22 protein-coding genes and 3 tRNA genes are annotated in these 25445 nt (G+C 70.7%); 17 read left to right on the top strand and 8 right to left on the bottom strand.

The features are described 5' to 3' along the window. The first annotated feature begins 76 nt into the window (after positions 1-76). Positions 77-1435: an ABC transporter substrate-binding protein gene (locus ACERMF_RS00295; RefSeq protein ID WP_373667011.1), complete on the top strand. Its 1359-nt coding sequence runs from the start codon at positions 77-79 to the stop codon at positions 1433-1435. 228 nt (positions 1436-1663) lie between these two features. On the opposite strand, the gene ACERMF_RS00290 is transcribed toward ACERMF_RS00295, so the two are convergent. The 6 genes from ACERMF_RS00290 to ACERMF_RS00265 form a co-directional block, all read right to left on the bottom strand. Beyond that, complete coding sequence (locus ACERMF_RS00290; RefSeq protein ID WP_373667010.1) at positions 1664-2311, bottom strand: sortase domain-bontaining protein; 648 nt, start codon at positions 2309-2311, stop codon at positions 1664-1666. 124 nt (positions 2312-2435) lie between these two features. Further along, positions 2436-3320: a hypothetical protein gene (locus ACERMF_RS00285; RefSeq protein ID WP_373667009.1), complete on the bottom strand. Its 885-nt coding sequence runs from the start codon at positions 3318-3320 to the stop codon at positions 2436-2438. Between the two features lie 368 nt (positions 3321-3688). Beyond that, a complete protein-coding gene (locus ACERMF_RS00280) occupies positions 3689-4420 on the bottom strand; it encodes an ABC transporter ATP-binding protein (RefSeq protein WP_373667008.1) in 732 nt (243 codons plus the stop codon). After that, complete coding sequence (locus tag ACERMF_RS00275) at positions 4417-5406, bottom strand: ABC transporter ATP-binding protein (RefSeq protein ID WP_373667007.1); 990 nt, start codon at positions 5404-5406, stop codon at positions 4417-4419. Before ACERMF_RS00275 ends, ACERMF_RS00280 begins: the two co-directional genes overlap by 4 nt. Next, positions 5399-6385: a branched-chain amino acid ABC transporter permease gene (locus ACERMF_RS00270; protein WP_373667006.1), complete on the bottom strand. Its 987-nt coding sequence runs from the start codon at positions 6383-6385 to the stop codon at positions 5399-5401. The genes ACERMF_RS00275 and ACERMF_RS00270 overlap by 8 nt, the downstream gene beginning before the upstream one ends. Continuing rightward, positions 6385-7704, bottom strand: coding sequence for a branched-chain amino acid ABC transporter permease (locus ACERMF_RS00265; protein WP_373667005.1), 1320 nt, complete (start codon positions 7702-7704; stop codon positions 6385-6387). Before ACERMF_RS00265 ends, ACERMF_RS00270 begins: the two co-directional genes overlap by 1 nt. A 266-nt stretch (positions 7705-7970) precedes the next feature. On the opposite strand from ACERMF_RS00265, the gene ACERMF_RS00260 reads away from it, so the two are divergent. The 5 genes from ACERMF_RS00260 to ACERMF_RS00240 all read left to right on the top strand — a co-directional run bounded on the left by ACERMF_RS00260 (position 7971) and on the right by ACERMF_RS00240 (position 13205). Next, a complete protein-coding gene (locus ACERMF_RS00260; RefSeq protein WP_373667004.1) occupies positions 7971-8513 on the top strand; it encodes a DUF4446 family protein in 543 nt (180 codons plus the stop codon). Positions 8514-8526: 13 nt separating this feature from the next. Further along, positions 8527-9477 carry a prephenate dehydratase gene (gene pheA, locus ACERMF_RS00255; RefSeq protein WP_373667003.1) on the top strand — a complete coding sequence of 317 codons (951 nt, stop codon included), beginning with the start codon at positions 8527-8529 and terminating at the stop codon, positions 9475-9477. 47 nt (positions 9478-9524) lie between these two features. Further along, entirely contained in the window at positions 9525-10787 is a 1263-nt protein-coding gene (gene serS / locus ACERMF_RS00250) for a serine--tRNA ligase (RefSeq protein ID WP_373667002.1), read from the top strand. 69 nt (positions 10788-10856) lie between these two features. Further along, a tRNA-Ser gene (locus ACERMF_RS00245) sits at positions 10857-10944 on the top strand. An 83-nt stretch (positions 10945-11027) separates the two neighbouring features. Next, positions 11028-13205: a cation:proton antiporter gene (locus tag ACERMF_RS00240; RefSeq protein ID WP_373667001.1), complete on the top strand. Its 2178-nt coding sequence runs from the start codon at positions 11028-11030 to the stop codon at positions 13203-13205. 7 nt (positions 13206-13212) lie between these two features. Here the strand turns inward: ACERMF_RS00240 and ACERMF_RS00235 are convergent, their stop codons facing one another. Next, positions 13213-14112 carry a YihY/virulence factor BrkB family protein gene (locus ACERMF_RS00235; RefSeq protein WP_373667000.1) on the bottom strand — a complete coding sequence of 300 codons (900 nt, stop codon included), beginning with the start codon at positions 14110-14112 and terminating at the stop codon, positions 13213-13215. Positions 14113-14234: 122 nt separating this feature from the next. Here ACERMF_RS00235 and ACERMF_RS00230 point away from each other — a divergent pair. Together ACERMF_RS00230 and ACERMF_RS00225 are read left to right on the top strand one after the other, a co-directional pair. Continuing rightward, positions 14235-14324: transfer RNA gene (locus ACERMF_RS00230), tRNA-Ser, on the top strand. 20 nt (positions 14325-14344) lie between these two features. Then, a tRNA-Arg gene (locus ACERMF_RS00225) sits at positions 14345-14419 on the top strand. A gap of 81 nt (positions 14420-14500) precedes the next feature. Here the strand turns inward: ACERMF_RS00225 and ACERMF_RS00220 are convergent. Next, positions 14501-16000: a hypothetical protein gene (locus tag ACERMF_RS00220; RefSeq protein ID WP_373666999.1), complete on the bottom strand. Its 1500-nt coding sequence runs from the start codon at positions 15998-16000 to the stop codon at positions 14501-14503. Between the two features lie 232 nt (positions 16001-16232). Between ACERMF_RS00220 and ACERMF_RS00215 the strand changes: the two genes are divergently transcribed. From ACERMF_RS00215 to ACERMF_RS00175, 9 genes are all read left to right on the top strand, one after another. Beyond that, positions 16233-16523: a hypothetical protein gene (locus tag ACERMF_RS00215; protein ID WP_373666998.1), complete on the top strand. Its 291-nt coding sequence runs from the start codon at positions 16233-16235 to the stop codon at positions 16521-16523. A 116-nt stretch (positions 16524-16639) separates the two neighbouring features. After that, the gene (locus ACERMF_RS00210; RefSeq protein WP_373666997.1) at positions 16640-19012 is read left to right on the top strand and encodes a GMC oxidoreductase; all 2373 of its coding nucleotides are present in this window, start codon (positions 16640-16642) and stop codon (positions 19010-19012) included. Next, positions 19009-20751 carry a metallophosphoesterase gene (locus ACERMF_RS00205; RefSeq protein WP_373666996.1) on the top strand — a complete coding sequence of 581 codons (1743 nt, stop codon included), beginning with the start codon at positions 19009-19011 and terminating at the stop codon, positions 20749-20751. The genes ACERMF_RS00210 and ACERMF_RS00205 overlap by 4 nt, the downstream gene beginning before the upstream one ends. After that, the gene (locus tag ACERMF_RS00200) at positions 20748-21791 is read left to right on the top strand and encodes an esterase (RefSeq protein ID WP_373666995.1); all 1044 of its coding nucleotides are present in this window, start codon (positions 20748-20750) and stop codon (positions 21789-21791) included. The genes ACERMF_RS00205 and ACERMF_RS00200 overlap by 4 nt, the downstream gene beginning before the upstream one ends. Continuing rightward, positions 21788-22654, top strand: coding sequence for an acetoacetate decarboxylase family protein (locus ACERMF_RS00195; protein WP_373666994.1), 867 nt, complete (start codon positions 21788-21790; stop codon positions 22652-22654). Before ACERMF_RS00200 ends, ACERMF_RS00195 begins: the two co-directional genes overlap by 4 nt. Further along, positions 22651-23118 (top strand): hypothetical protein, encoded by a 468-nt coding sequence (locus tag ACERMF_RS00190; RefSeq protein ID WP_373666993.1) that lies wholly within the window; start codon positions 22651-22653, stop codon positions 23116-23118. The genes ACERMF_RS00195 and ACERMF_RS00190 overlap by 4 nt, the downstream gene beginning before the upstream one ends. Continuing rightward, positions 23115-23513, top strand: a complete 399-nt coding sequence (locus ACERMF_RS00185; protein WP_373666992.1) for a patatin — start codon at positions 23115-23117, stop codon at positions 23511-23513. The genes ACERMF_RS00190 and ACERMF_RS00185 overlap by 4 nt, the downstream gene beginning before the upstream one ends. Next, the gene (locus ACERMF_RS00180) at positions 23486-23977 is read left to right on the top strand and encodes a DUF4345 family protein (protein WP_373666991.1); all 492 of its coding nucleotides are present in this window, start codon (positions 23486-23488) and stop codon (positions 23975-23977) included. The genes ACERMF_RS00185 and ACERMF_RS00180 overlap by 28 nt, the downstream gene beginning before the upstream one ends. After that, entirely contained in the window at positions 23920-25443 is a 1524-nt protein-coding gene (locus tag ACERMF_RS00175) for a patatin-like phospholipase family protein (protein WP_373666990.1), read from the top strand. The genes ACERMF_RS00180 and ACERMF_RS00175 overlap by 58 nt, the downstream gene beginning before the upstream one ends. The last annotated feature ends 2 nt before the right edge of the window (positions 25444-25445 follow it).

The raw sequence follows: 25445 nt of genomic DNA, 5'->3' as shown, positions 1-25445 counted from the left end.
GCGCCTCGCGATCGCCGCGCCCCGGTGGGGAATCAGGCCGGTGCGGCGACCACGACCACCTCTTGGGAGGAAATTCATGAAGCGATCGTTGTGGCTGCGCCGCATGGCGGCCGTCACCGCGCTCGCGCTCGCAGCCGCCGCCTGTGGCGGCAATGGTGATGACACCACTGCAGAGCCCGAGCCCGCCGACACCGAGGAAGTCGAAGAGCCCACCGACGAGCCCGAGGAAGAGCCCGCCGAAGAGCCCGAGGATGGCGGCGAGGGCGACGAGGAGCAGTCCGTCGAAGGTGACGGCGTCCTCAACCTCGGCTACATCCTGCCCGAGTCCGGTCCGCTCGCCTTCCTCGGCCCCCCGCAGATCCAGGCCGTCGAGCTCGCCGTCGCGGACATGAACGCCGCCGGTGGTGTGCTGGGCGAGGACGTGACCCTGGAGTCTGGTGACGAAGCTGGTGACGCCACCATCGCCTCGGAATCCGCGCAGCGTCTGATCGGTGCCGGCGTCAACGCCGTCGTCGGTGCTGCCTCCTCCGGCATGTCGCTGTCGTTCGTCGACGCCCTGACCGGCGCCGGCGTCGTGCAGTGCTCGGCGTCCAACACCTCGCCGACCTTCACGGGCGGCGACTACAACGGCATGTACTTCCGTACCGCGCCGACCGACGCCCTGCAGGGCCCGGTCCTCGCGGAGACGATCGTCGCCGACGGCAACACCAACCCGGCCATCCTGGCCCGCGCCGACGACTACGGACAGGGCCTGATGGAGGCCACCGTTGCCGAGCTCGAGGCCCAGGGTGCGACGGTCGCCGCCGCCATCACCTACGACCCCGAGGCCGCGAACTTCGAGGCCGAGGTCAACCAGGTCGCGTCGGCCAACGCCGACTCGGTCGCGCTGATCGCCTTCGACGAAGGTGCGCAGATCCTGGCCAGCCTGATCGAGGCCGGCATGGGTCCGCAGAACATCGCGATCTACGGCGCCGACGGTGTCGCCTCCGACTCGCTGTGGGAGGAGGTCGACCCCAACGACGAGTCGATCCTCGAGGGCATGAAGGGCACCCGTCCGGCCGCTGACGCCGACGAGGGCTTCATCAGCCGCTTCCAGGAGGAGACCGGCCTGACCGACACCACCTACGCCGCCGCTGCCTACGACTGCGCGATCCTCATCGGTCTCGCCGCCGAGGCTGCCGGTTCGGACGACGGTGCCGCGATCGCCGCCGAGATGGTGAACGTGAGCTCGGGTGACACCGAGTGCTCGAGCTTCGAGGAGTGCAAGCAGGCCCTCGAGAACGGCGAGAGCATCGCGTACCAGACCGCATCGGGGGTCGTGCTGACCAGCACCGACACCGGCAACGGTGAGCCCGAGTCGGGCTCGTACGACATCTGGGAACTCGGTGCCGACGGTGGTCTGACCGTCCTCGAGACCGTCGAGTCGAACTTCTGATCCGACGTCCCGGGTAGCACGACCGAAGGGCCCCGCCGATCCGGCGGGGCCCTTCGGTCGTGGTCGCTCCCGACCCCGCAGGCGGCACCGGCCGGCCGCCATGTCGCGCGGGGTCGTCCATGTCGCGCCCGCCCCGCACCGGTGCGGCTCTGGCGCGGCATAGACGAGGAGCGGCGACATCGCCTGCGGGTCGTGGACCTTGCCGCCGGGGCGGCGACGCTCGCGGGGTCAGGCCGGGCTGGCGACGACCACGACGTTGCGTTCGTAGTGACCGGTGTCGCGGTCGAAGTCGCCACCGCAGGTGATCAGGACCAGTTGCGGGTCACCGGCCCGGGTGAAGAGCGCCTCGACCGGCAGGGTGTCCTTCGGGTAGGTGGTGCGCCCGGTGACCAGCCAGCGGCGCGTGGTCCCGGTGTCGTCGTCCACCTCGATCACGTCGCCGAGTTCGACCTCGCCCAGGTCGAACAACGCCCCGCGCCCCTGCGCACGCGAGTCGACGTGCCCGGCGAGCACCGCGGAGCCCTGTGCCGTGCCCGGCGCGACGCCGGGCGCGAACCAGCCGACCTCGCGCACGTCCGGCGGCAGTTCCATGGCGCCGCTCGGTTCCAACGCCACCGGCACGACCGGCGCGTCGACGTCGATGCTCCCGACGCGCACCCGGACGGGGGTCCCGGGCGTGGCGGGGACGCCCGTCGGCGGTGACGCCGTGCGCTCGGCGTCGGCCAGGGGCGTCGCCGACGATGGTGGCGGGGTCGCGTCCGTCGTCGGGGCCCCGTCCGGGGCCGGGATGGCCGGCCGGAAGCCGAACGAGGCGGGCGCAGCGCCCGTCCGTTGCTCGGGCACCTCGCCGATGGTGGTGGACGTGTCGTCGGCCAACCCGAGTGCGGCGGCGATCAGCGCGACCCCACCGAGCGCGAGGCTGACGGACTCCCAGCGTCGGCGGACACGCCGGCGGGGAGGAGGAGCCGGAACTCCTCCTCCCCTGGCGGGAGCGGTGGTCTCAGCGACGGCGACGTACCGCAGTCGCGGCCACCGGCGCCATCAGCAGGGCGAGGCCGGCGAGCAGCAGGCTGACCAGGCCGAGGTTCGTGCCGGTGGCGGCGAGACCGGCGGAGCCGGCATCGACGCGGGTGGGCATGTCCTCGGTGTCGTCTTCCGTGCCGTCGTCGCTGCCGCCGTCGGAGCCGCTGTCGCCAGCGGCCGCGGCCGTGGTGGCCGTCACGACCTGGAGGGAGTCGTCATCGGCGGAACCGATCGCATAGGCCAGCACGAGGGTGCCGTCGGGAACGGTGACGTCACCGATCTCGAGCGCGACGTCCCCACCAGCGGGTGCGACGCCGACACCGGGAACGGTCGTGCCGCCGGGGACGTCGATACGGGCGGTGTCGCCGTTGGCGGCGCCCGCGAGTGCGACCTCGCCACCGGCGACGACGTCGACCGGACCGAAGGCGGCGGCGTGGAAGACCTGGATGCCGGTGGCGTCGGTCTGGTTGACGTAGGCGGCGAGCGACGGGGCGTCACCGGCCTCGTCGAGTTGCGCGACGACGGATGCGCTCATGCCGGCGGCCAGCTCGGGAGTGCTGAGGGTCAGCACCGGGTCACCGGAGGTGTCGGCACCGGCGGTGAACACCTCGAGGTCGTAGGCGCCGGGCGGCACGTCGAGGCTGCCGACGTCACCGAACTCGAAGGTCACGAGGGGAGCGTCGTAGCTGCCGGCGACGTAGACGTCCACGGCGGTCGAGTCGGCGCCGAGCGTGTCGAAGACGCTCTGGGGGATGCCGTGCACGGCGACGACCTCGGCGGTGTCGTGGCTGTCGGCGAACGCGGCGGTGGGGGCGAGGACCAGTACGGCTGCCGCGGCGGCGGCGAGCGCTCGTTGCTTCATCTCGAACATCCTTGGCGTCGGGGGTGTGGCGTGCCCCGGATTCGTTCGCAGAGCAACGACCGGACGTGCGGGTGGTCGCTGGGCGGGCACCGGCAAACTGGTCGGTCGTCCGCACCGAAGGCGGGCCGGTCCGTGTACGCCACAAGCCCCTGGCGACCGTGGTGGCCGGGGGGCTTGCGAGGACCAGTGGGGGCTGCGGAGCGGACGTGACCCGCCCGCCGATCCCATTCGTGCGGGTTACCCCGGGCGTAACCACCGCCTGACCCGCACAAGTGCCGGCGGACACCTCACGGGGCCGCCGGGACGGCCGAGGCCAGCGGCCTGCGCCGGGCGGGGGCCCGCGGGGGCGTGCGGGGGCGTACCCGGGCTCAGTCCGCCTGTTGGGCCAGGGTGCCGAGGTAGAGCTCGATGACCTTGGGGTCGTGCAGCAGTTCGTGGCCGCTTCCGGTGTAGGCGTTGCGGCCCTGGTCGAGCACGTACCCGCGGTGGCAGATCTGCAGGCATCGGCGGGCGTTCTGCTCGACCATGACGATGGAGACGCCGGTGGCGTTGATCTCGCGCGCGCGCAGGAACGCCTCGTCCTGCAGGGCGGGGGACAGGCCGGCGGACGGCTCGTCGAGCAACAGGACCGAGGGCTGCATCATCAGTGCCCGTCCCATGGCGACCATCTGCCGTTCACCGCCCGAGAGGCCGCCGGCCCGCTGCCGCCGTCGGTCGGCGAGCAGCGGGAACAGGTCGGCCACGTAGGCGAACCGGTCGCGGAACTGCTTGGGCTTGAGGTAGAGCCCCATCTCGAGGTTCTCCTCGATGGTGAGGCTGGGAAAGACGTTCTGGGTCTGGGGCACGTACCCGACGCCCTGGGCCACCAGCCGGTTCGCGGGCGCGTTGGTGATGTCCTGACCACGCAGCCGGACGGCGCCGGAGCGGATGTCCACCAACCCGAACAGCGACTTGAGCAACGTCGACTTGCCGGCGCCGTTGGGTCCGATGATGCCGACGAACTCGCCTTCGGCGAGGGTCAGGTTGCAGCCCGACAGGATGTCGATGCCGGGCAGGTAGCCGGCCGTGACGTTCTCGGCGATCAGCAGCGGCTCGCTCACGCCTGTTCCTCCACGTCGTGGCTGCCGGCACCGCTCGCATGGTCGGGGTGCCCGGGCGTCAACTCGTCGGCGCCCTCGTCCTCGCTCGGTGGCGCCTCGGCCACGACCGGTGTCGGGGCGGCCGCACCGGCGAACGGGACGGGTGTGAAGCGGCTCTCGTCGCCGTGGTCGGCGCCCAGGTAGGCGTCGATGACGGCCGGGTCCTTCGACACGGCTTCGGGCGGCCCCTCGGAGATGATGCGACCCTGCGCCATGACGACGACCCAGTCGCTGATGTCCATGACGACGTCCATGTCGTGCTCGACGAACAGCACGGTCATGCCGAACGAGGGCAGGTCCTTGACGTGCTCGAGCAGCGACTGCGTCAGCGCCGGGTTCACGCCGGCCATCGGCTCGTCGAGCATGACCATCGCCGGGTTCACCATCAGCGACCGGGCCATCTCGAGCAGCTTGCGCTGACCACCCGAGAGGGTGCCGGCGAGCTCGTTGCGCATGTGATCCATGCGGAAGCGGGTGAGCAGTTCGTCGGCGCGCTGCTCGATCTCGCGCTCCTGGCTCTTCCACGTCCCCGGCCACAGGGAGGCGAGGAACTTCTCGCCGCGCTGGTCGGTCGCGCCGAGCTTCATGTTCTCCAGCACCGTCAGGCGTGTGAGCGCCTTCGTGAGCTGGAACGTGCGGACCATGCCGTAGTTGGCGACCCGGTGCGCGGGGACCTTCGACAGGTCGTGCCCGTCGAAGTTCCACGAGCCCTCGTTGGGCCGGTCGAACCCGGTCATGAGGTTGAAGAAGGTCGTCTTTCCGGCGCCGTTCGGACCGATCAGCGACGTGATCGCGCCACGCTGGAGCTCGAGGTGCTCGACGTCGACGGCGCGCAGGCCGCCGAAGGATCGGACCACGTTGTCGACGACCAGGATCGGGTCGGGCTTGGGCACGCCGGGACGCGGCTCGACGTCGGCGAGTGCGCGGGTCGCGGGGGTGTCACGCATCGAGCATCATCTCCCGCTTGTTCCCCATGATCCCCTGCGGCCGGAAGGCCATCAGCAGGATCAGGATCAGGCCGACGAAGGCGAGACGAACCGCACCGAGCGCGGCGCTGCCGAATCCCGTCTGGCGAAGCAGGCTGTCCATCGCCTGAAGCACGAACCAGAACAGGATGCTGCCGAACACCGGACCGAGCACGGTCGCCGCGCCGCCGAGCAACAGGATCGCGTAGGCGAAGAAGGTCAGCTGCGGCAGGAACTGGTCCGGCGTCATCGCACCCTGGTTGAGCACGAGCAGGATGCCGGCGACACCACCGAGCACGCCTCCGAGGACGAGGCTCTGCATCTTGTACGCAAAGACGTTCTTGCCCAGCGAGCGGGCGGCGTCCTCGTCCTCGCGGATGGACTTGATCACCCGCCCCCACGGTGAGCGCATGAGGGCCCAGACCATGAGGGCCGCGATGGCGACGACGGCCCAGGCCACGAGCATCACCCACAGGCGGGTGTGCGAGAACGTCACCGGGCCGATCCCGTAGGCGCCCTCGGGAATCGGGTTCGCCCGGACGAAACCGCCGGAGAACCCCGACCCGCCGACCTGGCTCGGGATGCCGAACGCGCCACCGGTCGTGGTCGCCATCGGCGTGGATCTGAACACAAAGCGCAGGATCTCTGCTGCGGCGATGGTGCAGATGGCGAGGTAGTCGGCCCGCAGCCGCAGGGTCGGGAAGCCGAGCAGCAGCGCCAGCGCCACCGCCGCGAGCATGCCCAGGATCACCCCCAGCCACAGCGGCAAGCCGTGGATCGACACGGCGATGCCCATGCCGTAGGCACCGACGAGCATGAAGCCGACCTGCCCGAAGTTGAGCAGTCCGGTGAAGCCGTAGTGGATGTTGAGGCCGATGGCGGCCAGCGCGTAGACGGCGGCGACGGGACCGATCCCGGTGCGCAGGCCGTCCACGAGGACACGCGTGAAGTCGACGTCCATCAGCCGATCCTCTCTGCCCGGCCCAGCAGGCCCTGCGGTCTGACGAGCAGGATCAGGATCAGCACGGCGAGCGCCCACACGTACTTGAGCTCGGTCGAGAACCACAGCGTCGACAACTCGGTGATCAGACCCACGACGATGGAGCCGAACATCGCGCCGTACGCGGTCCCGAGACCACCCAGGATGACCCCGGCGAACATCAGGAGCAACAGACGGAAGCCCATCAGGTAGCTGACGTTCTCCACCACCCCGGCGAGGACGCCACCGAAGCCGGCCAGGCCGCCGCCGATGACCCAGATGATCAGGATCACGCGCTGGACGTCGATGCCGGACGACTCCGCCAGGTCGCGGTTGTCGGCGACCGCCCGCATGGCCTTGCCGATGCGGGTGCGCTGCAGCATCGTGGCGACGCCGACGAGTGCGATCGTCGCCAGCAGCATGACGATCAGGTCGCGGGGGGTGATGCGGATCGGACCGAAGGTCAACGCCTGCTGGATGGTGTAGTCGTAGTAGGGGCGGCTGGAGCCACCGAACCAGACCTGCAGCGCGTTCCGCAGCAGCAGTGCGAGGCCGATCGAGATGACCAGCATCTGGATCAGCCCCGTGCGCCGGCGCCGCAGCGGCCGCCACAGGCCGAGTTCGATCGCACCCCCCGCGAGCGCTGACAGGGCCGTCGCAGCGAGACCCGCCAGGATCAGCGTGATGCCCAGCCCCCCGGCGGCCGAGGGCGCATTGAAGAAGAACGCGATGATGGCGCCGAGCGCGACCAGTTCGCCGTGCGCGAAGTTCACCAGGCCGGTGGTGCCGAAGATCAGCGACAGGCCGATCGCGGTGATGGCGATGATCAGGCCGAACCGCAGTCCCGAGACGGCCTGGGTCAGGAAGCTGCCGAGGAAACCGCCGCCCGCCGCGCCCTCGCCGAGGGCGAAGATCAGGGTGCGGTTCTGGCCGGAGCGGACGTTGACCTCCAGGGGATTGCGGTCCGCGTCACGCAGGTCGACGCCGTCGGGGAGGGTGCCCTCGTCCAGGGTCACGACGTAGTCGCCGGGTCCGGGCAGCTCCACTTCCCAGGCGCCGTCGGCGTCGGTGACCGCCTCGCCCACCTCGGCGGCGTCGCTGGTCGCCACGCTGATGGTGACGTCGGGCACGGGTTCGCCCTCGCCGTCACGCAGCGCGCCGCGGATGGTCTCGCCACCCTGCGCGAGGACCAGGGACGCGCCGTCCCCGGTCGGTGGTGGTGCGACGTCCTCGGCCAGCGCCGGCCCTGCCAACGTGGTGAGGATCGTCAACGCACACAACGCGAACACGATGGTTCGCATGCGGGCAGACACGTGCTTGCTCCCCTGCCGTCCCAATTGAGGTCGGCGGAGTCTAAGTGGCCGCCGGGCCGGTGTCCGACGGACGGTGCAGCGGGTGCGCGCGGACCGTGCGCGAGTTGCCGCCAATCACGGACGAAACCTGCGAAACGGCCATCGAACTGCATTGCTTCGCCCCACCGAATCCGTTGCGGTGACGCCGCTACGCTGGCCCGGTCGGTCGTCGGCCGGCCGCCCGCGTCGCCGTCCTGACACCTTTCGAGGGGTCGATGATCGAGTTGGATCCGCAGCTGCTCACGTGGCTCGTCCTCGCCAGTGCCGCGCTCAGCGTGGCGCTGGCGCTGGCCGTGCTGGCGTTGGGGCTGCGACTGCGCAACCTGCGGCGCGAGCAGCGGCGGGCCTTCGACCTCGCCTCCGGCGAGGACGTCGTCGGTGCGCTCGGCCGCCTCGACACCGAGGTGGCCGCCGTCCGCCGGGACGTCGGGTCGGTGCACGCCAACACCGAGCACCTGCGCGAGCTGCTGCGGAGCACGGTGTCGAAGGTAGGGGTGGTCCGCTACGACGCGTTCGACGACATGGGCGGCGCCCTGTCGTTCTCCGCCGCCCTCCTCGACGAACGCGGCTGTGGGGTGATCGTGTCCGCGATCAACGGCCGCACCGAGACCCGTTGCTATGCCAAGCCCGTCGTCGGCGGCCTCAGCGAACATCACCTCTCGGCCGAGGAGCAGGCCGCGGTCGACGCCGCAGTCGAGGGCCGCGGGGCCTCGGTCGTCTCGTCGGGACGCAGTCGCCGCCGTCGCAGCGCCTCGTGACGAAGGAGTACGCGTGACCGATCGCATCGCCTACCTCGGCCCCGAGGGGACCTTCACCGAGACCGCCGCCCGCCTGGTCGGTGGCGACGTGGACGACGACGCGCTGCTCACCTGCGGGGATGTCATCGAGGTGCTGCGTTCGGTCGAGTCCGGCGAGGCGGTCCGCGGCGTCGTCCCGATCGAGAACACCCTCGAGGGGTCCGTGACCGCGACGCTCGACGCGTTGGCGTTCGACACCGACCTGCTGGTGCACGGCGAGCTCGAACTGCCGGTCGCGCTGGTGGCCGCCGCCTCGGACGAGGTGGCGCTCGACGAGGTCACCGAGGTGCATTCGCACCCGGTCGCCCTCTCGGCGTGCCGACGGTGGCTCTCGCACAACGTCCCCCAGGCCGAACGGGTCGCGTCGGCCTCCACGGCACGGGCGGCGGCCGACGTCGCCGAACGCGGCGGTTCGCGCCTGGCGATCGTCAACCCCATCGCCGCGGAGCGTTACGGCCTGCAGGTCGTCGCCCGCGAGATCGCCGACCGCACCGGCAACTCGACCCGGTTCGTGGTCGTCGGCACCCATCTGCCGGCGCCGACCGGCTGGGACAAGACCTCGGTGGTCGTGTTCATCGAGGAGAACCGGCCCGGCGCCCTGCTGCAACTGCTCGAGATCTTCGCCGAACGCGACCTCAACCTGACCAAGATCGAGTCGCGCCCGACCAAGCACGAACTGGGCGAGTACTGCTTCTTCCTCGACGTCGAGGGTCATCTCGCGGACGAACGCGTCGGTGACGCGCTCGCGGCCGTCAAACGCACCCACCGCGACGTCAAGGTGCTCGGGTCCTACCGGCGTTCGGGTGCGAGGCGGACCGCCGAGGCCGACCGGATCGCCGCCGACGACGCCGCCTACCGCGATGCCGCTGCGTGGCTGTCGACGTGGCGGGACCGCATCGACCGCGACGCACCGACCGGGGTCTGAACGCGCCCCGCTTCGGGGCGACGCGACGCAGGGGTTAGCCTCGCGCCATGATCGATCCCCGCCTGCTCCGCGACGACTTCTCGTCGGTCGCCACCGCCCTCGCCCGTCGCGGCTACGACCACGACGACCTCGCCGCCCTCCGCGACCTCGACGAACGTCGTCGCGCGCTGGTCGCCGAGGTGGACCGTGCCCGTGCCGAGCAACGCTCGGCGTCGAAGTCGATCGGGCAGGCGTCGGCGGAGGAGCGGCCGGGGTTGATCGCCGCCGCCGCCGAACGCAAGGCGACCGTCGTCGATCTCGAGAAGCAGTTGGCCGCGGTCGAGGCGGAACACTTCCGTCGCTTCGCCGCCGTGCCCAACCTGCCGCAGGCCGCCGCCCCGGACGGGGTCGAGGGCGACGGCAGGGTGCTGCGCACGTTCGGCGACAAGCCGACGTTCGACTTCCCCGTCCGCGACCACGTCGAACTGCTCGAGTCCGCCGACGCACTCGATCTCGCCCGCGCGGCCAAGGTCTCCGGTGCCCGCTTCGCCTACCTGAAGGGTGAGGGTGCGCTGTTGGAGTTCGCCCTGGTCCGGTATGCGATCGACATCGCGATGCGGCACGGCCACGTCCCGGTGATCCCGCCGGTCCTCGTCCGCGAGGAGGCCATGTACGGCACCGGGTTCCTGCCCACCGACGAGCAGCAGATCTTCCTCACGCGCGACGACGACTTCTATCTCGTCGGCACCTCGGAGGTGCCGTTGGCCGCACTGCACATGGACGAGGTGCTCGACGAGGCCGAGCTGCCGATTCGCTACGTGGGCTACTCGCCGTGTTTCCGGCGCGAGGCGGGCACCCACGGCAAGGACACGCGCGGGATCCTGCGGGTGCACCAGTTCGAGAAGGTCGAGCTGTTCTCGTTCGTCCACCCCGACCTCGCCGACGACGAACACGAGCGCCTGCTGTCGATCGAGGAGGAGGTCTTCACCGGGCTCGGGGTCCACGCCCAGGTGGTGGACATCCCCGTCGGCGACCTCGGCGCGCCGGCGGCGCGCAAGTTCGACATCGAGGCGTGGCTGCCGGGACAGGACGCCTACCGCGAGGTCACCTCCTGTTCGAACACCACCGACTACCAGGCCCGTCGGCTCAAGGCCCGGATCCGTCGCCAGGAAGGCGACAACCTGCTCGTCCACACGCTCAACGGCACGGCACTCGCGGTGCAGCGGGCCATCATCGCCCTGGTCGAGACCCATCAGCGCGAGGACGGCAGCGTCGCCGTGCCCGCGGCACTGCAGCCCTACCTGGGCCGCGAGGTCCTGTTCGCCCGCTGACCGGACAGCCGCGTCGCCACGCGCGACGGCCCGGGTCCGGGGCGGGCCTGCGGTAGCGTGCGACCCCCTGGAGGGTTGGCAGAGCGGACGAATGCACCGGTCTTGAAAACCGGCGGGCGCCTCGCGCGTCCCGAGGGTTCGAATCCCTCACCCTCCGCCCGGTTCGAGGCGCCATCGGTCGGTCCTGTCGTCGGCCAGCAACGCTCCTAGACTCGGTCGTGGACCGACCTGGGAGACACCGTGCTCGATCCGATCGGTGAGCACGAACTGCTGCTGTTCTGGACGCAGTTCACCTTGCTCCTGGTGGTCGCCCGCAGTCTCGGCCACCTGTTCCGGCGGGTGGGGCAGCCGGCGGTCGTCGGCGAGCTCGCCGCCGGGCTGCTGATCGGGCCTTCGGTCTTCGCACGGGTGCTGCCCGGAACCGCCGAATGGTTGTTCCCCGGGTCGCTGGCGGAGAGCGCCCCGATCCTGACCGTCGCCTGGCTCGGCGTGGCGTTGCTGCTGGTGGAGACCGGCTTCGAGACCGACCTGGCGCTGCTGCGGCGGCTCGGCAAGCAGGCCGCGGCCGTCTCCATCGGCAGCCTGGTCGTGCCACTCGTCCTGGGCTTCGTCGTCGGGTGGCTGATGCCGAGCGCGCTGTTCGTGGGGCATGCCGGCAGTCGGTTCACCTTCGCCGCCTTCATCGCCGTCGCGATGTCCATCTCCGCGCTTCCGGTCGTCGCGCGCATCCTCGGTGAGATGGACCTGATGCGGCGCAACATCGGCCAGGTCACGGTCGCCGCGGCCATGGTCAACGACCTCGTCGGCTGGATCCTGCTCGGCATCCTGGCCGGCATCGTCACCTCCGGCGGCGTCGATCTGCAGGCCACCGCGTTCACGATCGCCGCCATCGCCGGTTTCTTCGGCTTCGCCCTCACCGTCGGCCAACGCATGACCAACACGGTCCTGCGCGTGTCACGTCAGGTCAGTGACGGGCTGACGGGTCCGCTGACGGTGACGATGGTCGTGGTGCTCGTCGCCGCGACCATCACGCAGGCCATCGGCGTCGAGGCGGTGCTCGGCGCGTTCGTCGCCGGCATCGTGATCGGCCGTTCCCCGTACCAGCACCCCGAGGTCCGGCGCATCATCGAGCTGCTGGCCGCGGCCGTGTTCGCGCCCATCTTCTTCGCCTCGGCCGGCATCTACGTCGATCTGGGCGCGGTCGCCTCGGGCGAGGGGCTGTTCTGGGCGGTGGTCGTCATCGCGGTCGCCACCCTCACCAAGCTCGTCGGCAGCTACGCCGGCGCCCGGCTCGGTGGCATGCCCAATCGCTACGGCCTCGCGATCGGGGTCGGGCTCAACGCCCGCGGGGCGATGGAGATCGTGCTCGCCACCATCGCCTTCGGGCTGGGGGTGTTCAGCCAGGACGCCTACACGATCGTCGTGCTGATGGCGATCGTCACGTCGCTCATGGCGCCGCCACTGCTGCGGCGTGCACTGCGGGGCGAGCAGCCGAAGGGCGAGGAGGCGCAACGTCTCGCGCGCGAGGAGATCCTGGCCGGCAGCGTGGTCGCCTCGACCAGCCGCGCCCTCCTCCCGACGCGCGGGGGGATGAACTCCCGGCTCGCGGCGGAGGCGATGGACCTGTTGCTCCTGCCCGAGGCGGCGGTGTCGGTCCTGACCGTGCACACGCCGGGACTGGCCGACGACGCGTGCCGCTGCGACGAGGCGCAGCGTGAGATGAGCGAGCAGCTGACCGACCGCACCCTCGAGCGTCGGCGCGTCACGTCCGACGATCCGGCCGAGGCGATCCTGCAGGAGGCCGAGCTCGGCTACGGCCTCGTCGCGCTCGGGATGACCGAGGAGTTCCGCGACACGCACGAGTTGTCGGGGGTACTGCGCGAGTTGATCTCGCGCACGCGGGTCCCGCTGCTGCTGGTCCGCGGAGCGCAGCGCGGTTTCGAGATCGCCCACACGCGCCGGATCCTCGTGCCCGCCACCGGTGTCCGGCACGGGCGCGCTGCCGAGGAGATCGGCGCGGTGCTCGCCACGCGTCTGGATGCCGCCCTCGACCTCGTCCACGTCGTGGCGCGCAGCGACCGCGGCGCCGACACGGGGCAGCGGCAGCCCGTGGCCGTCGGTCATCCGGGGGAGGGCTCCGAGGTCGCGGCGCAGAGCCTGCTCGACCAGGCGGTCGAGCGGGCCAGGAGGTTCGGCGTCGAGGCGAGGAGCTCCGTCCGCACCGGCGCCGTGACCCCCGAAGCGCTGCTGGCGGCTGGGACGGACCTCGGCTCCGACCTCATCGTGATCAGCACCCGCTCCCGCGCGGTCGAGGGGCGCCCGTTCCTGGGCCACGGCGCCGAGTACCTGCTCGAGCACGCGCCCCAGACCGTCGTCGCGGTCATCTTCCCGCCGGAGGGCGAGAACAACTCGGGTTGATACCGCCTCAGGTCGTCGGCCAGCGCCGCTCGATCTGGGCGTTGAGCGCCGCTCCCAGCAACACCGCCAGCCCGGTCACCCACAGCCACAGCATCGCGACGATCGGACCCGCGAGCGGTCCGTAGGCCGAGTCGTTGTTCAGCACCCAGGTGCCGTACAGCCGCAAGCCCGCACTACCGAGCAGCCACACGATCGTGGCCAGCGCCGCTCCCGGCAGGTCGCGCTGCCACGGGGTCTGGCCCGGGACGCCGAGGTGGTAGAGCACCGCGATCGCCAGGGTCGCCAGGACCAGCGTGGCCGGCCAGTACGCGGTCCGCCACACGGTCGCGATCCCGAGTGCGTCGGTGCCGGCCCATTCGGCGATCCGTTCGCCGAATCCCGGTCCGGCAAGCAGCAGGGGCAGCAGGATCGTCCCGACCACCAGTGCGCCGAGTGTCAGCACGAAACTCAGCAGCCGCGTCTTCCAGGCCGCCCGCAGGTCGGTCCGGCCGTACACCAGCTCCAGGGTGGTGAGCACGACCCTGACCGCACGCGAGGCGACCCACAGGGTGGTCAGGAACGCGAACGAGACCAGGCCGGCGGTGCTGTCCGCGACCAGTTGCGTCAGCACCGGTCGGACCACCCGCTCGAGCGTCCGACCGGTGAGCGCGACGCTGGCCACCTCGACGATGCGGTCGATGAGCGTGGCCTGCCAGTCCGAGCCGACCGCACCTCCGACCAGCGTGCCGGCCGCGAGGATGGTCAGCATCAGGGCCGGCAGCGACAACAGGGTCCAGAACGCGATCTCGGCCGCCAGACCCGGCAGACGCTCGCTCCCGACGCGGTCGATCGTCGACACGGCGAGCTCGGCCGCGGGCCGTACGCGGTGCGGCGTGCGGTCGATGAGGCGACGGGAGAGGGGGTGCACGGTGGGCCGACGTTCGCGGGAACGGCAGCCTAAAGGGCGCACCCGGTCCCGGATCGCAGTGTCGCCGAACCGTTGCTACCCTGCGCGAGCCGCGCGCCGGGACACCCGGTTCGCGGGCGCCTGGAGGCTTCGCCTAGTCTGGTCTATGGCGCGGGATTGCTAATCCCGTTGGGTCTTTCAGGCCCTCGAGGGTTCAAATCCCTCAGCCTCCGCGGAAACACCGCAATACCTTGCGCTGGTAGCTCAGTCCGGATAGAGCACCTGACTACGGATCAGGCGGCCGGGGGTTCAAATCCCTCCCAGCGCGCAACACGGATCCGGCCCCAGATGCGTCTGGCGGCCGGATTCGACGTTTCCGGCGCGCGGGAACGGCTCGGCAGGGTGCGGGTCAGCGTCGCGCCTCGGGTGCGGTCCCGGTGCCGACGTCGATGGTCAGGGCCGGTGCCGCGCTCCCGCGTCGTCGCGCGACCTGGCGAGCGCCTCCGGAGGGCGGACCAGCGGATGAGCCGGCCGCCACGGAGGCGGCCGCGGTCGCAGCCAGCGCGTGTCGCACCTGGTCGCGCAACAGCCACTCGTGCTGCCGGTACTGCTGGACGTGCCAGTAGTTCGACTCACCCTGCAGCGTCGCCAGGATCCCCTCGACGGCCGACTCGCCACGCCGGCCGGGTTCGCCGAGGGCCTCGCCGACGGCGGCGCGCAACGCGGGGCGCTCGGCACCACGGCTCCAGACGGCCTCGAGGTCGGACGCGGTGCGGATCCCCAGCCGACGCAGCTTCTGGCGCCGGGCCTTCCCCTCGTCGTCGGCCAGGCGCAGGTAGAGGAAGCCCTGGTCGAGCCAGTCGATCAACCGGTTCAACGGCACACGGGTCCGCAGCATCACGTCGATGAGGTTGCCGGTGGTCAGGTTCTGGATGTCCTCGATGCCCTCCTCGAGCAACCGCGCCTCGTACCAGATGCTGAGCCCGTCGATCTCGTGGAGGGGATGCTCCTCCGCGAACGACGGGATCAGCCGGGCGACGGGGCGGGTGAGCGAGGTCAGCAGCAACCGTAAGCCGGTCTGCGGGAAGAAGCCGATGAAGAAGGCGAACACCGCCTCCGTCTCGTCCGAGAACTGCCACACCTGGTGGACGGCGGTGACCGTCATGGCCACCACGATCACACGTACCACCGCCGACACGTAGGCCGCCGGCTTGAGGTCGTCACGGAAGTACCGGCGGACGAGGTCCTGGAGGATGAAGACGTAGGCGCCGACGAAGCCGAACTGCAGCGCCGAGGTCGCGATCTGTGACCGGCCGGCGAACATCGGTCCGCCATCGGCGACGTCGCGCAGGAGCTCCGGTTGGAGGGTCAGGGCCCAGCCGACACACAACACGATCGTGGCCAACGCCACGGGCCCGAACGTGCGACCGAGCTCCCGCCATCCGTCGGAGGCGCCGATGAGGGCCCGTGTACTGACCGAGGCGGGGCCGAAGACCGCCTCGAACTTCCGCCGGTACAGATTGTCGGTCGTGGTCGTCTGCAGGGCGTCGTGCTCACTACGCCATGGCTGGTAGTAGCTGGTGTGCTGTGGGGGCGCCGGCAGGTTGCGGTACTCGTCGGCGTGGATGCGAAACAGGTTCAGGACGTACTCGTCGTAGAGCCCCTGACCGCGATGCACCACGAACTCGAGGTAGAGCCACCCCGGTACCAGCGCCAGCACGGCCACCAGGAGCAGCTCGAGCCCCGCCATCCGCCAGTAGGCATCGAGGAGTGCGCCCGCGGCCAACACCGCGGCGATGCCGGCGACCAGGACCAGGGTCAGCCCCACCCGCCCCGCTACCGCGGTCGAACCCGCGGCAATGTTGGGCCGCCCGGGCGGTTCGCGCCCGTCGCGCTGGGCGTCGTCCATCGCCCCACCTCCGCCCGCGTCCGCCGCTCCCTGTGCGACCGGTCGTGCGGCGGCCGCCGCAGCGCACCGATGGCCCCGGCTACGAGCTGGTCCCCAGCATCCTCCTGCGATGCGTACCGGTCAACGAGGGCGGCCCGATCACCCCACGCCGGTCGGCACCCGTGACGTCACGCCTGACCCTTGTCGACGGTCGGCAGCCGGTTCATACTCGGTCGTGGCAAGGGGGAAACGGGTGCGAACCGGCCAGGCGACGCGCGCGAGCCGACCTGCGCAGTTCCGCATGGTGCGGTGGCTGCCGCTGCCGTGGATCGCGGCGATGTGTCTGCCGCCGGTGGGCATCCTCGTACGGGTGACCCGCGACTCCGAGCGGCTGCGCCGGCACGAGCTCGCCCACTGGGAGCAGTACCGGCTGCGCGGTGTGGTCGGCTACTACGTCGGCTACCTGGCGGCATGGGCTCGGTCGGGGTTCTCCTATGCCAGACATCCGTGGGAGATCGAAGCACGGGCCGCCGAGGCGGCGTGATCTGCCTCTGGTCTTTCTAGCCATTTCGAGCTACGCTCGGCAGGTTCGGTCGGTGGGCCGGGCAGGGGGAACGACCGGAAGTTCAGGCGGCGACGAGCCGTGGCCTGGGGGCCCGTATGGTCGGCGTGGAGCACTTCGGGGTGGCGGTTGTCGGCTCCGGCTTCGGCGGCTCCGCCAGCGCGTTCCGGTTCGCCGACGCGGGGCTGTCGGTCTGCGTCCTGGAGCGCGGCAAGGCCTACGCACCGGGTGACTTTCCCCGCTCGCCCCGCGACATGGCCGCCAACTTCTGGGACCCCAGCAAGGGCCTGCACGGCATGTTCGACGTGTGGTCCTTCCGCGGGATCGACGCGGTGGTGAGCAGCGGCCTGGGAGGCGGTTCGCTGATCTATGCCAATGTGCTCCTGCGCAAGGACGAGCACTGGTTCGTCCACGAGCAGCCGCTCGGCACCGGGTACGAGCACTGGCCGATCTCCCGAGCCGATCTCGATCCCCACTACGACCGCGTCGAGGCCATGCTCGACGCCCAGCGCTATCCGTTCGACCGGCCGCCCTACGCCGACACGCCCAAGACCCGCGCACTGCGTGAAGCGGCCGGGCAGCTGGGTCTCGGCTGGCAGCTCCCCAAGCTGGCGGTCTCGTTCGCCGGTGCCGGCGCGCATCCGGGCGATCCGCTACCGGAGGCCCCGTATCCGAACATCCACGGCCGGCGTCGCAGTACGTGCCGACTCGTCGGCGAGTGCGACATCGGCTGCAACGTCGGTGCCAAGAACACGCTCGACCACACCTACCTGTCCGCCGCCGCGGCCCGCGGGGCGCAGGTCCGCACGGGATGTGAGGTCCGACACTTCGCCCCGCTCCCCGGGGGCGGCTTCCGCGTCGACTACGTCGAGCACGACCCGGCCCGCGAGGGCGAGCCCAAGGCCACCGGCAAGCTGCCTTTGCGCACGCTGACCGCGGACCGTCTCGTCCTCGCCGCCGGCGCCCTCGGAACTCCCTACCTGCTGCTGCGCAACCGCCGTTCGTTCCCAGGGCTCGGCCCGGCCCTCGGCACCCGCTTCTGCGGCAACGGCGACCTGCTCGGGTTCATGATCGGCACCCGGACGCCCGATGGCGCGGTGCGTCACCTCGACGCCAGCCGGGGTCCGGTCATCACCAGCACCATTCGCGTCCCCGACGAGGTCGACGGGGGCAGCGGGCGCGGCTACTACCTTCAGGACGCCGGGTACCCCCAGTTCGTGAACTGGCTGCTCGAGGCGTCCCAGGCACCGGGCAGCGTGCGGCGTGCCGCCCGGTTCGTCCTGCACCGGCTGTGGGCGACCGTCAGCCGTACCCCCCGCAGCGACATCGGGGCCGCGCTGAGCGACCTGCTGGGCGATGCCTCGCTGTCGTCGAGTTCGATGCCGTTGCTGGGGATGGGGCGCGACGTACCCGACGGCGTCATGCGGCTGCGCAGGAACTATCTGAACATCGAGTGGACGACGGCGACCTCGCAGTCCTACTTCGACGCGGTGCGCTCCAGCATGCAGGACATCGCCAGGGTCCTCGGCGGGCAACTGCGTGACAACCCCACCTACCGGCTCAAGCGCGTGGTGACGGTCCATCCACTCGGCGGGGCACCGATGGGTCGGCACGTGGGCGAGGGCGTCGTCGACGGCTACGGCGAGTCCTTCGCCTACCCGGGGTTGTTCGTCGCCGACGGTGCCGCGATGCCCGGCCCGGTGGGTCCGAACCCTGCCCTGACCATCGCCGCCTTCGCCGACCGGATGGCCGAACGCATCCTCGAACGGGCCGAGGTCGCGGGCACGTCCTCGCTCGAGCCGCGCCACCGCACGCAGGAGATGCCCGTGCCCGCGACCACGCCGACCAGCCTCGAGTTCACCGAGGACATGAAGGGTTTCGCGGCCCCGGGAGCGACCGACCACGCGGTCGGCTTCGACGAGGGCAGGCAGCAAGGCCACGCGTGCATGTTCCATCTCACGATCCGCATCGCGGACGTGGACGCGTTCTTGCAGGATCCGACCCACGAGGCGATCGCCGAGGGCTGGGTCGAGTACGGCCCGCTCGGAGGGCGACTGCCGGTCGTCCGGGGCATCTTCCACCTGTTCGTCGAGGAGGACGATCCGGCCCGGCGCCGCATGCTCTACCGGCTCTTCCTCGTCGGGCCGGACGGCGACGCCTTCACCCTCAACGGCTACAAGGACATCCACGACGACCCCGGGTTCGACGTCTGGCGCGACACCTCCACCCTCTACACCCAGCTGCTGCGGGGCCACGTCGGCCCACTCGAGGAGGACGGCGCCGACGTCCTCGCCTCGGGGGTGCTGCACATCCTCAAGCGCGACTTCGCCCGTCAGATGACCACGTTCCGGACGGAAGGTCCGACGGCCCAGGCGCGGGCCCGGGCGCTGTCCGACTTCGGCCGCCTGTTCCTCGGTGAACTGTGGCGGCTCTACGGCCCGAAGCTCGGTGGGGCGGGGGCACGACGATGACCCCGCCGCCCCCGAGGCCGACCTCGACCGACCCCGAGGCCCTCGGGTTCGAGATGGCGTCGATGGTCGAGTGGTTGTCGCCCCGCGAGCTCATCGACACGGGTCAGCGTGCCGTGCTGTCGGGGCTGTTCGGCGCCTACGCCGACAAGCGGGAACTGCTCGGGGCACTCGGCGTCGATCCGCCCCAGGACGTCAGCGACCGCGCCGCGGTGTGGATCGACTACGTCGCCGACCTCGGCGACGGTTTCGACGCCACCTACAGCGTCGCGTCGCTGCTCGCGGCCGGCAAGCTCGATGTCGCGGGCGTGGACGGCCAGCCGACCACCACCACGCGGGGGGACGTGCTGGTCATGGGAGGTGACCAGGTCTATCCCAGTGCCAGCGTCGAGCTCTACGAGCAGCGCCTGGTCGGCCCGTACGGCGCCGCTCTGCCCTACACGGTCACCGATCACCCGACCCTGTACGCGATTCCGGGCAACCACGACTGGTACGACGGGCTGACCGCCTTCCTGCGGGTGTTCGGTCAGGGCCGCTTCATCGGCGGTTGGCAGACGCGTCAGCGCCGCAGCTACTTCGCGGTGCAGTTGCCGCACCGCTGGTGGTTGTGGGGTCTCGACATCCAGTTCGAGACCTACATCGACGCGCCGCAGCTGGACTACTTCCGCCGCATCGCCGAGGAACGCATGCAGGCGGGCGACGAGGTCGTGCTCTGCTCCGCCAAGCCGACCTGGGTCGGGGCCAACACCAAGGAGCCCGAGAGCTACGCCCACCTCGACTTCTTCGAACGCCACGTCCTGACACCGGTCGGAGCTCGCGTCCGCGTGGCGCTGAGCGGCGACGCGCACCACTACGTCCGCTACACCGAGATCGACGGGGACCGGCAGAAGATCACGGCCGGCGGCGGGGGCGCCTATCTGTCGGCCACGCACCGCCTGCCCCCGAACCTCGAACTTCCACCGGCCGCATCCCGGGCGCGGGGCAAGACCACGCCGTCGGCCGCCTACCGGATGGCGGCCACCTACCCCGACCGCGAAACGTCCCAGCGCCTGCGTTGGCGGGTCGGCGGCCTGCCGTTCGACAACCGCGGCTTCTGGCGGTTGGTCACCGCCCTGCACGCCTGGTTCTCTCTGGCGGTGTTGTGGTGGGCGCGGAGCACGGGGGCGGGCCTGACGGCCGAACTTCGCGACCTGACCTTCGGTGCGGCCGTCGCTCGCATCGCGACCACACCGGCGGCCAGCGTCGTGACCGCCTTGATCCTGTTCGGGATGCTGCTGTTCACCAAGGATCACCGCTGGCGGTGGCGGCTGGGCCTGGGTCTGCCGCACGGCATCGCCCACGTCCTCGTCGCCGCCGGGACCATCACCCTGGCGGCGAACGCGCTCTCGCGCCTCCCGGACGCCCTCTACCTGCCGGCGTTCGTGGTCGCCTCCGGCATCGTGGGCGGTCTGGCCAGTTGCTACGTCTTCGCCGGCTACCTGCTCCTGGCGGACACGACCGGTCACAACACCAACGAGCTCTTCGCCGCGGCGCGCATCGAGGACCACAAGTGCTTCGTCCGGCTGCACGTCGCCGAGGAGGCGCTGACGGTGTACGCCATCGGCGTCCCAAAGGTCGCACACCGTTGGCGCGTCCGGGCGGGCGCCTCGCCCGAGGACTCCTGGCTCGAACCCGACGGTGACGAGCTCGAGCCCCAGCTGATCGAGGCGCCGATCAGACTCGAACGGGGGGTGGTCGGATGAGTGCCGTCGCGACCGGAACACGCCAACGTCGGGAGACGGTGCCCTTCCTCGCCGGTGACGGCAAGCCGCTGCACCTGGTGCGGGTACGAGGCGGGCGCGAGCCCACGCGCGGCCCGGTGCTGCTCGTCCACGGCGCCGGGGTGCGCAGCGCCATCTTCGAGCCGCCCGTGCCCGTGACCCTGGTCGACGCCCTGGTCGACGACGGCTACGACGTGTGGCTGGAGAACTGGCGCGCGAGCATCGACGTGGAGCCGTGCGAGTGGACGCTCGATGACGCCGCGGTCCATGACCACCCCTCGGCGGTGAGAACCGTTCTCGCGCACACCGGCGCGTCCGAGCTGAAAGCCATCGTGCACTGCCAGGGCTCCACGAGTTTCGCGATGGCGGCCGTGGCCGGGTTGTTGCCCGAGGTCACCACCATCGTGAGCAATGCCGTGTCGTTGCACCCGGTCCTGCCGAAGGTCTCGCAGGTCAAGATCCGGGCGGCGACACCGGTCATCGGACGACTCACCCCCTATCTCAATCCCGCCTGGGGTCTCGAGGCGCCCGACGCGACCGCCCGTGCCATCGTCGGGCTGGTACGGCTGACCCACCGCGAGTGCGACAACATCGTCTGTCGCATGGTCAGCTTCACCTACGGCACGGGGTTCCCCTGCCTGTGGTCGCACGCCAACCTCGACGCCGCCACCCATGACTGGATCGCGCACGAGTTCGCCGAGGTGCCGGTGTCGTTCTTCCGGCAGATGGTGCGGTCGGTCGTCCGCGGCCACCTCGTCAGCGGTGACACCGGCGGCCCACTGCCGGTCAGCGTGGTGGCCGGACCCCCCCGTACCGAGGCGCGATTCGTGTTGCTCGCCGGCGGCGACAACCTCTGCTTTCTCCCCGAGAGCCAGCGTCGCACCTACCGGTTCCTCGACACCCATGCGCCGGGCCGCCACGCCCTGCACGTGCTGCCTGGTTACGGCCACCTCGACGTCTTCCTCGGACGGCATGCCGCCCGCGACGTCTTTCCCCTCATCCTCAAGGAGCTGGTCGCATGATCCCAGCACGGCAGCGCCGCCTCGCCGGCCGTCACGCCCGCGTGGACGGCATCCCCTTCCTGTTGCCCGTCGACTCCAGTGACTCGCCCGTGCTGATGGCCGGCTTCAGCATCGACGCCGACCGCGCCCGTGCGCTGATGCCCGGAGAAGAGCTGCATCCGCTCCGCCTTCCCGGCGGTCGTGGCCTGCTGCTCATCACGGTCATCGACTACCGGGTCACCGACATCGGCACGTACATCGAGTTCAGCATCGCGATCGCCTGCACCCGCGGGCTCCGCCGGGCGCCGATGGTGCTCCCGGGCCTGTTTCGCCGCGCGTTCGGAACCGGGCAGTACGTGGTGGATCTGCCCGTCAGCACCGAGGTCTCGGTCAAGGGCGGCAAGGGGATCTGGGGCATGCCGAAGCACCAGGCGAACCTCGACTTCACGATCGCCGAAGACGAGGTCGCGAGCCAGTACGACCTCGACGGCCAGCTGGCGATGCGGATCGAGGTGGACCGGCCAGCGGGCGTCCGGCTGCCGGTTCGCGCCAGCGCGGTCAACTACTGCCAGTTCCGCGGCCTGTTGATGAAGTCCACGATCTACTTCAGGGGTGGCATGCACGTCGCCCTCGGACGGCGGGCGAGCGCCCGGCTCTACCTCGGCAGCCACCCCAGGATGGATCCGCTGCGGGAGCTCGACATCGCCAGCGATCCCGTGTTCGCTGCCTGGCTGCCCACGACCAGCGGGGTGCTCGACGACCACTTCGAGGGGTGGTTCCTGACGTCCCCCGAGCCGGTGACTCAGGTGCCCGAGGGGCTCGAGACCGTCGCCGAGCTGGGTCGGAGCGAGGACTGGCTGGAGCCGCCGAAGGTCGGGAGGTGAACGACGGGCTGACGGTCGGCGCCGCCCTGTTCCTGCTGCTGTGCACGTCGATGTACCTGGGCACGGGCTGGTCGCTGGTGCTGTTCTCGTTCCCGACCGCCGACGCGCTGCGGACCGACAACTACTACTCCCACTTCGTGCCGCAGGTCGAGGCGGCGACCCGGTTCTTCACCGTCATGACCGGGTTGATGCTGGTGGCGGGCGGCGTGCTGCTGGTCACCGAATGGGACAGCCCCCGTCGCTGGGTGCCGGTCGTGGTGCTCGCCGGTGTGGTCGCCGCGACCCTGCTCACCACCCGCTACATCCTGCCGTTCAACCGGGAGATGAAGGCCGGTATCACCGACGAGGCACGCCTGCGGCACACGTTGTCGCGGTGGATGCGGCTCAACCGCGTGCGGGTGGCGCTGTGGACCGTGCAGTGGGTGGCGATGGCCGCCTGGTTCACCTGGTTCGCGGTCCGATGAGCACGCTCGCCGTCCGCGTCCGCCAGGACCTGCTCCGCAGCGCCGTCCTGACGATCGCGGCCATCACCGTGGTCTCGGGACTGTTGCAACTGCTCGCCCCCGCCTTCGTGCTCACGTTGGTCGGCGGTTCGACGACGCCGACGACCGAGCACTTCTTCGCCATCATCGGCATGTTCATGGCCATCGTCGGCGGACTGGTCCTGCACGCCGAACTGGCCAGCGACTCCCGCGAGGTCGCGTTGCTCTGGGGTGCGCTGCAGAAGTACGGGGCCGCGATCGCGGTCGCCCTCGGCGTGGGGAGGGGCCTGTTCGGGGCGCTCGCACTGCTGGTCGCCGGCTTCGACCTCGTCTCGGGAGGACTGATGACATGGCACTGGCGCCGAACCCGCCACTGAGGTCGCTGGCCCTGGTGCTGTTCTACGGCTACGTCCTGCTGCTGATCGCCGCCGGGGCATGGGGCATCGTCGGTGCCCGGGTCGACCTGCCGTGGCTCCTCGGCGTCCACCTCGAAGCGTTGCCCGACCGGGCTCGGGCCGACCTGCTGAGCCAGTACCGCTTCCTTCGGGCGATGGAACTCGCGTTCGGCCTGTTCGCCCTGCGTTTCCGCCGCGAGATCTTCACCGCCGGCGTGCACAACGGGCTGTTCCTGTTCGGTATGGGCGCCGGCGTGGTGGCGCGGTTGTGGAGCCTCGCCGCGGACGGGCGGCCGAGCATCCTGATGCTGCTGTTCCTCGGCTGGGAGCTGGTCGGGGTGTGCGTGATCGCGGTGACCACCCGTATGGCGCGACAGGAGGACGGACGATGGCGGACGACACGGGCGCAACGTCTGGGACCGACACGAGCCAACGGCGTGCGCTGATCCTGGCCGGCGGCGGCATGCGGGTCGCCTGGCAGGCGGGCGTCGTGCTCGCGCTCGACGAAGCCGGTCTGCGTTTCGCCCACGGGGACGGGACCTCCGGCGGCATTCTGACGCTCGGCGCACTGCTGTCCGGGGTCAGCCCCGCGGAGCTGTGTGCGCGTTGGGAGCGGCTCGACGTGTGCCGCTTCGTCTCCATGATGCCCCTGGCCGACTATCTCGGCGGCCCGACCAACCTGCTGGCCATGGGCGACGCCGACGGCATCGTCGACCACGTCCTCCCTGACCTGGGCATCGATGTCGCCCGCATCAACGCCTGCACGGAGCTCGAGGGCACCTTCAACGTCTGCAACTTCACCACGAAGACCTGCGCGGCGATCCCCCATGATCGTGTCGATCAGGACCTGCTCGTTGCCGGCATCTCGCTCCCGCTGTTCATGCCGCCGGTGGAGGCGCACGGATCGCTGTGGACGGACGCGGTGTGGGTCAAGGACGCGAACCTGCTCGAAGCGGTCCGGCGCGGGGCCGACGAACTGTGGCTGCTGTGGTGCATCGGCAACACCCCGAGGTACGGCGAAGGGCCACTGGAGCAGTACGTCCACATGATCGAGATGAGCGCCAACGGGGCGCTGTTCGCCGAGCTCGAACAGATCCGCGAGATCAACGACCGCCGGCTCGCGGGCGAGCCCGTGCACGGCAGCACACGGCCCATCAGGCTGCACGTCGTCAAGCCGGCGTTCCCCCTGCCGCTCGATCCCGACTTCTACCTCGGCCGCATCGACGCCGGAACGCTGGTGGCGATGGGCTACCGGGACGCGCGCAACTACCTCGCGTCGTCGACACCGGCCGGGGTCGCGCTCGACGAACGCGCGACCGCCATGCAGGACCCACCGGTCGGCGTGCGCTTCCGTGAACGCATGCAGGGATCCCTCGCGCTCGACCTTGGCGATCAGGCAGCCGAGCGAGGCGACGCGACGCTCGACCTGACCGTGGAGATTCGCGACATCGCCGGTTTCGCCGCGGATCCGGGTCAGCCGGTCCAGCTCGTCGGTCGCCTCGACCATCCGGCGCTCGGGCGACCCCGCTACCTCGACGCCGGCACCTTCTCGGTGCGGCTGCCTCGCGATGGAGGCACGGGACGCGAGCTGATGTACGAGGCGGTCGTGCGGCTCGACCGACGACCGCTGCACGTCCGCGGCGTGAAGCTCCTGCGCGACGACCGTGGCTTCGACCTGTGGGAGGATCTCGGGACCTTGCGACTGCAGCTGACCGAGGGTGACGACGGTCGTGGGCCCGTGGTCGGTGACGGCGAGCTCCGCATGGGCGCACGCCAGGCGCGGCAGCTGGTGACGTCGGTCGAGCCGACCGGCTGCCATGGGCTCCAGGATCGGGGGGCGGCAGTCAGCGCCTTCGGCAGGGTCGCCCTGGGTGGGCTGTGGGACGTCTACCGCCGGAGCGCGAGCGGCTGAGG

The organism is Egicoccus sp. AB-alg6-2, from assembly GCF_041821025.1.
Classification (GTDB): domain Bacteria; phylum Actinomycetota; class Nitriliruptoria; order Nitriliruptorales; family Nitriliruptoraceae; genus Egicoccus.
Note: the sequence above shows the minus strand (reverse complement) of the source record. Positions and strands in the feature narration are given on the sequence as shown.

Excerpts from the sequence above, each read along its gene's own strand:
- ACERMF_RS00295 (WP_373667011.1), top strand. The coding sequence starts at position 77 with ATGAAGCGATCGTTGTGGCTGCGCCGCATGGCGGCCGTCACCGCGCTC.
- ACERMF_RS00285 (WP_373667009.1), bottom strand. The coding sequence starts at position 3,320 with ATGAAGCAACGAGCGCTCGCCGCCGCCGCGGCAGCCGTACTGGTCCTC.
- ACERMF_RS00275 (WP_373667007.1), bottom strand. The coding sequence starts at position 5,406 with ATGCGTGACACCCCCGCGACCCGCGCACTCGCCGACGTCGAGCCGCGT.
- ACERMF_RS00270 (WP_373667006.1), bottom strand. The coding sequence starts at position 6,385 with ATGGACGTCGACTTCACGCGTGTCCTCGTGGACGGCCTGCGCACCGGG.
- ACERMF_RS00265 (WP_373667005.1), bottom strand. The coding sequence starts at position 7,704 with ATGCGAACCATCGTGTTCGCGTTGTGTGCGTTGACGATCCTCACCACG.
- ACERMF_RS00260 (WP_373667004.1), top strand. The coding sequence starts at position 7,971 with ATGATCGAGTTGGATCCGCAGCTGCTCACGTGGCTCGTCCTCGCCAGT.
- serS (WP_373667002.1), top strand. The coding sequence starts at position 9,525 with ATGATCGATCCCCGCCTGCTCCGCGACGACTTCTCGTCGGTCGCCACC.
- ACERMF_RS00220 (WP_373666999.1), bottom strand. The coding sequence starts at position 16,000 with ATGGACGACGCCCAGCGCGACGGGCGCGAACCGCCCGGGCGGCCCAAC.
- ACERMF_RS00210 (WP_373666997.1), top strand. The coding sequence starts at position 16,640 with ATGGTCGGCGTGGAGCACTTCGGGGTGGCGGTTGTCGGCTCCGGCTTC.
- ACERMF_RS00205 (WP_373666996.1), top strand. The coding sequence starts at position 19,009 with ATGACCCCGCCGCCCCCGAGGCCGACCTCGACCGACCCCGAGGCCCTC.
- ACERMF_RS00200 (WP_373666995.1), top strand. The coding sequence starts at position 20,748 with ATGAGTGCCGTCGCGACCGGAACACGCCAACGTCGGGAGACGGTGCCC.
- ACERMF_RS00195 (WP_373666994.1), top strand. The coding sequence starts at position 21,788 with ATGATCCCAGCACGGCAGCGCCGCCTCGCCGGCCGTCACGCCCGCGTG.
- ACERMF_RS00185 (WP_373666992.1), top strand. The coding sequence starts at position 23,115 with ATGAGCACGCTCGCCGTCCGCGTCCGCCAGGACCTGCTCCGCAGCGCC.
- ACERMF_RS00180 (WP_373666991.1), top strand. The coding sequence starts at position 23,486 with ATGGCACTGGCGCCGAACCCGCCACTGAGGTCGCTGGCCCTGGTGCTG.
- ACERMF_RS00175 (WP_373666990.1), top strand. The coding sequence starts at position 23,920 with ATGGCGGACGACACGGGCGCAACGTCTGGGACCGACACGAGCCAACGG.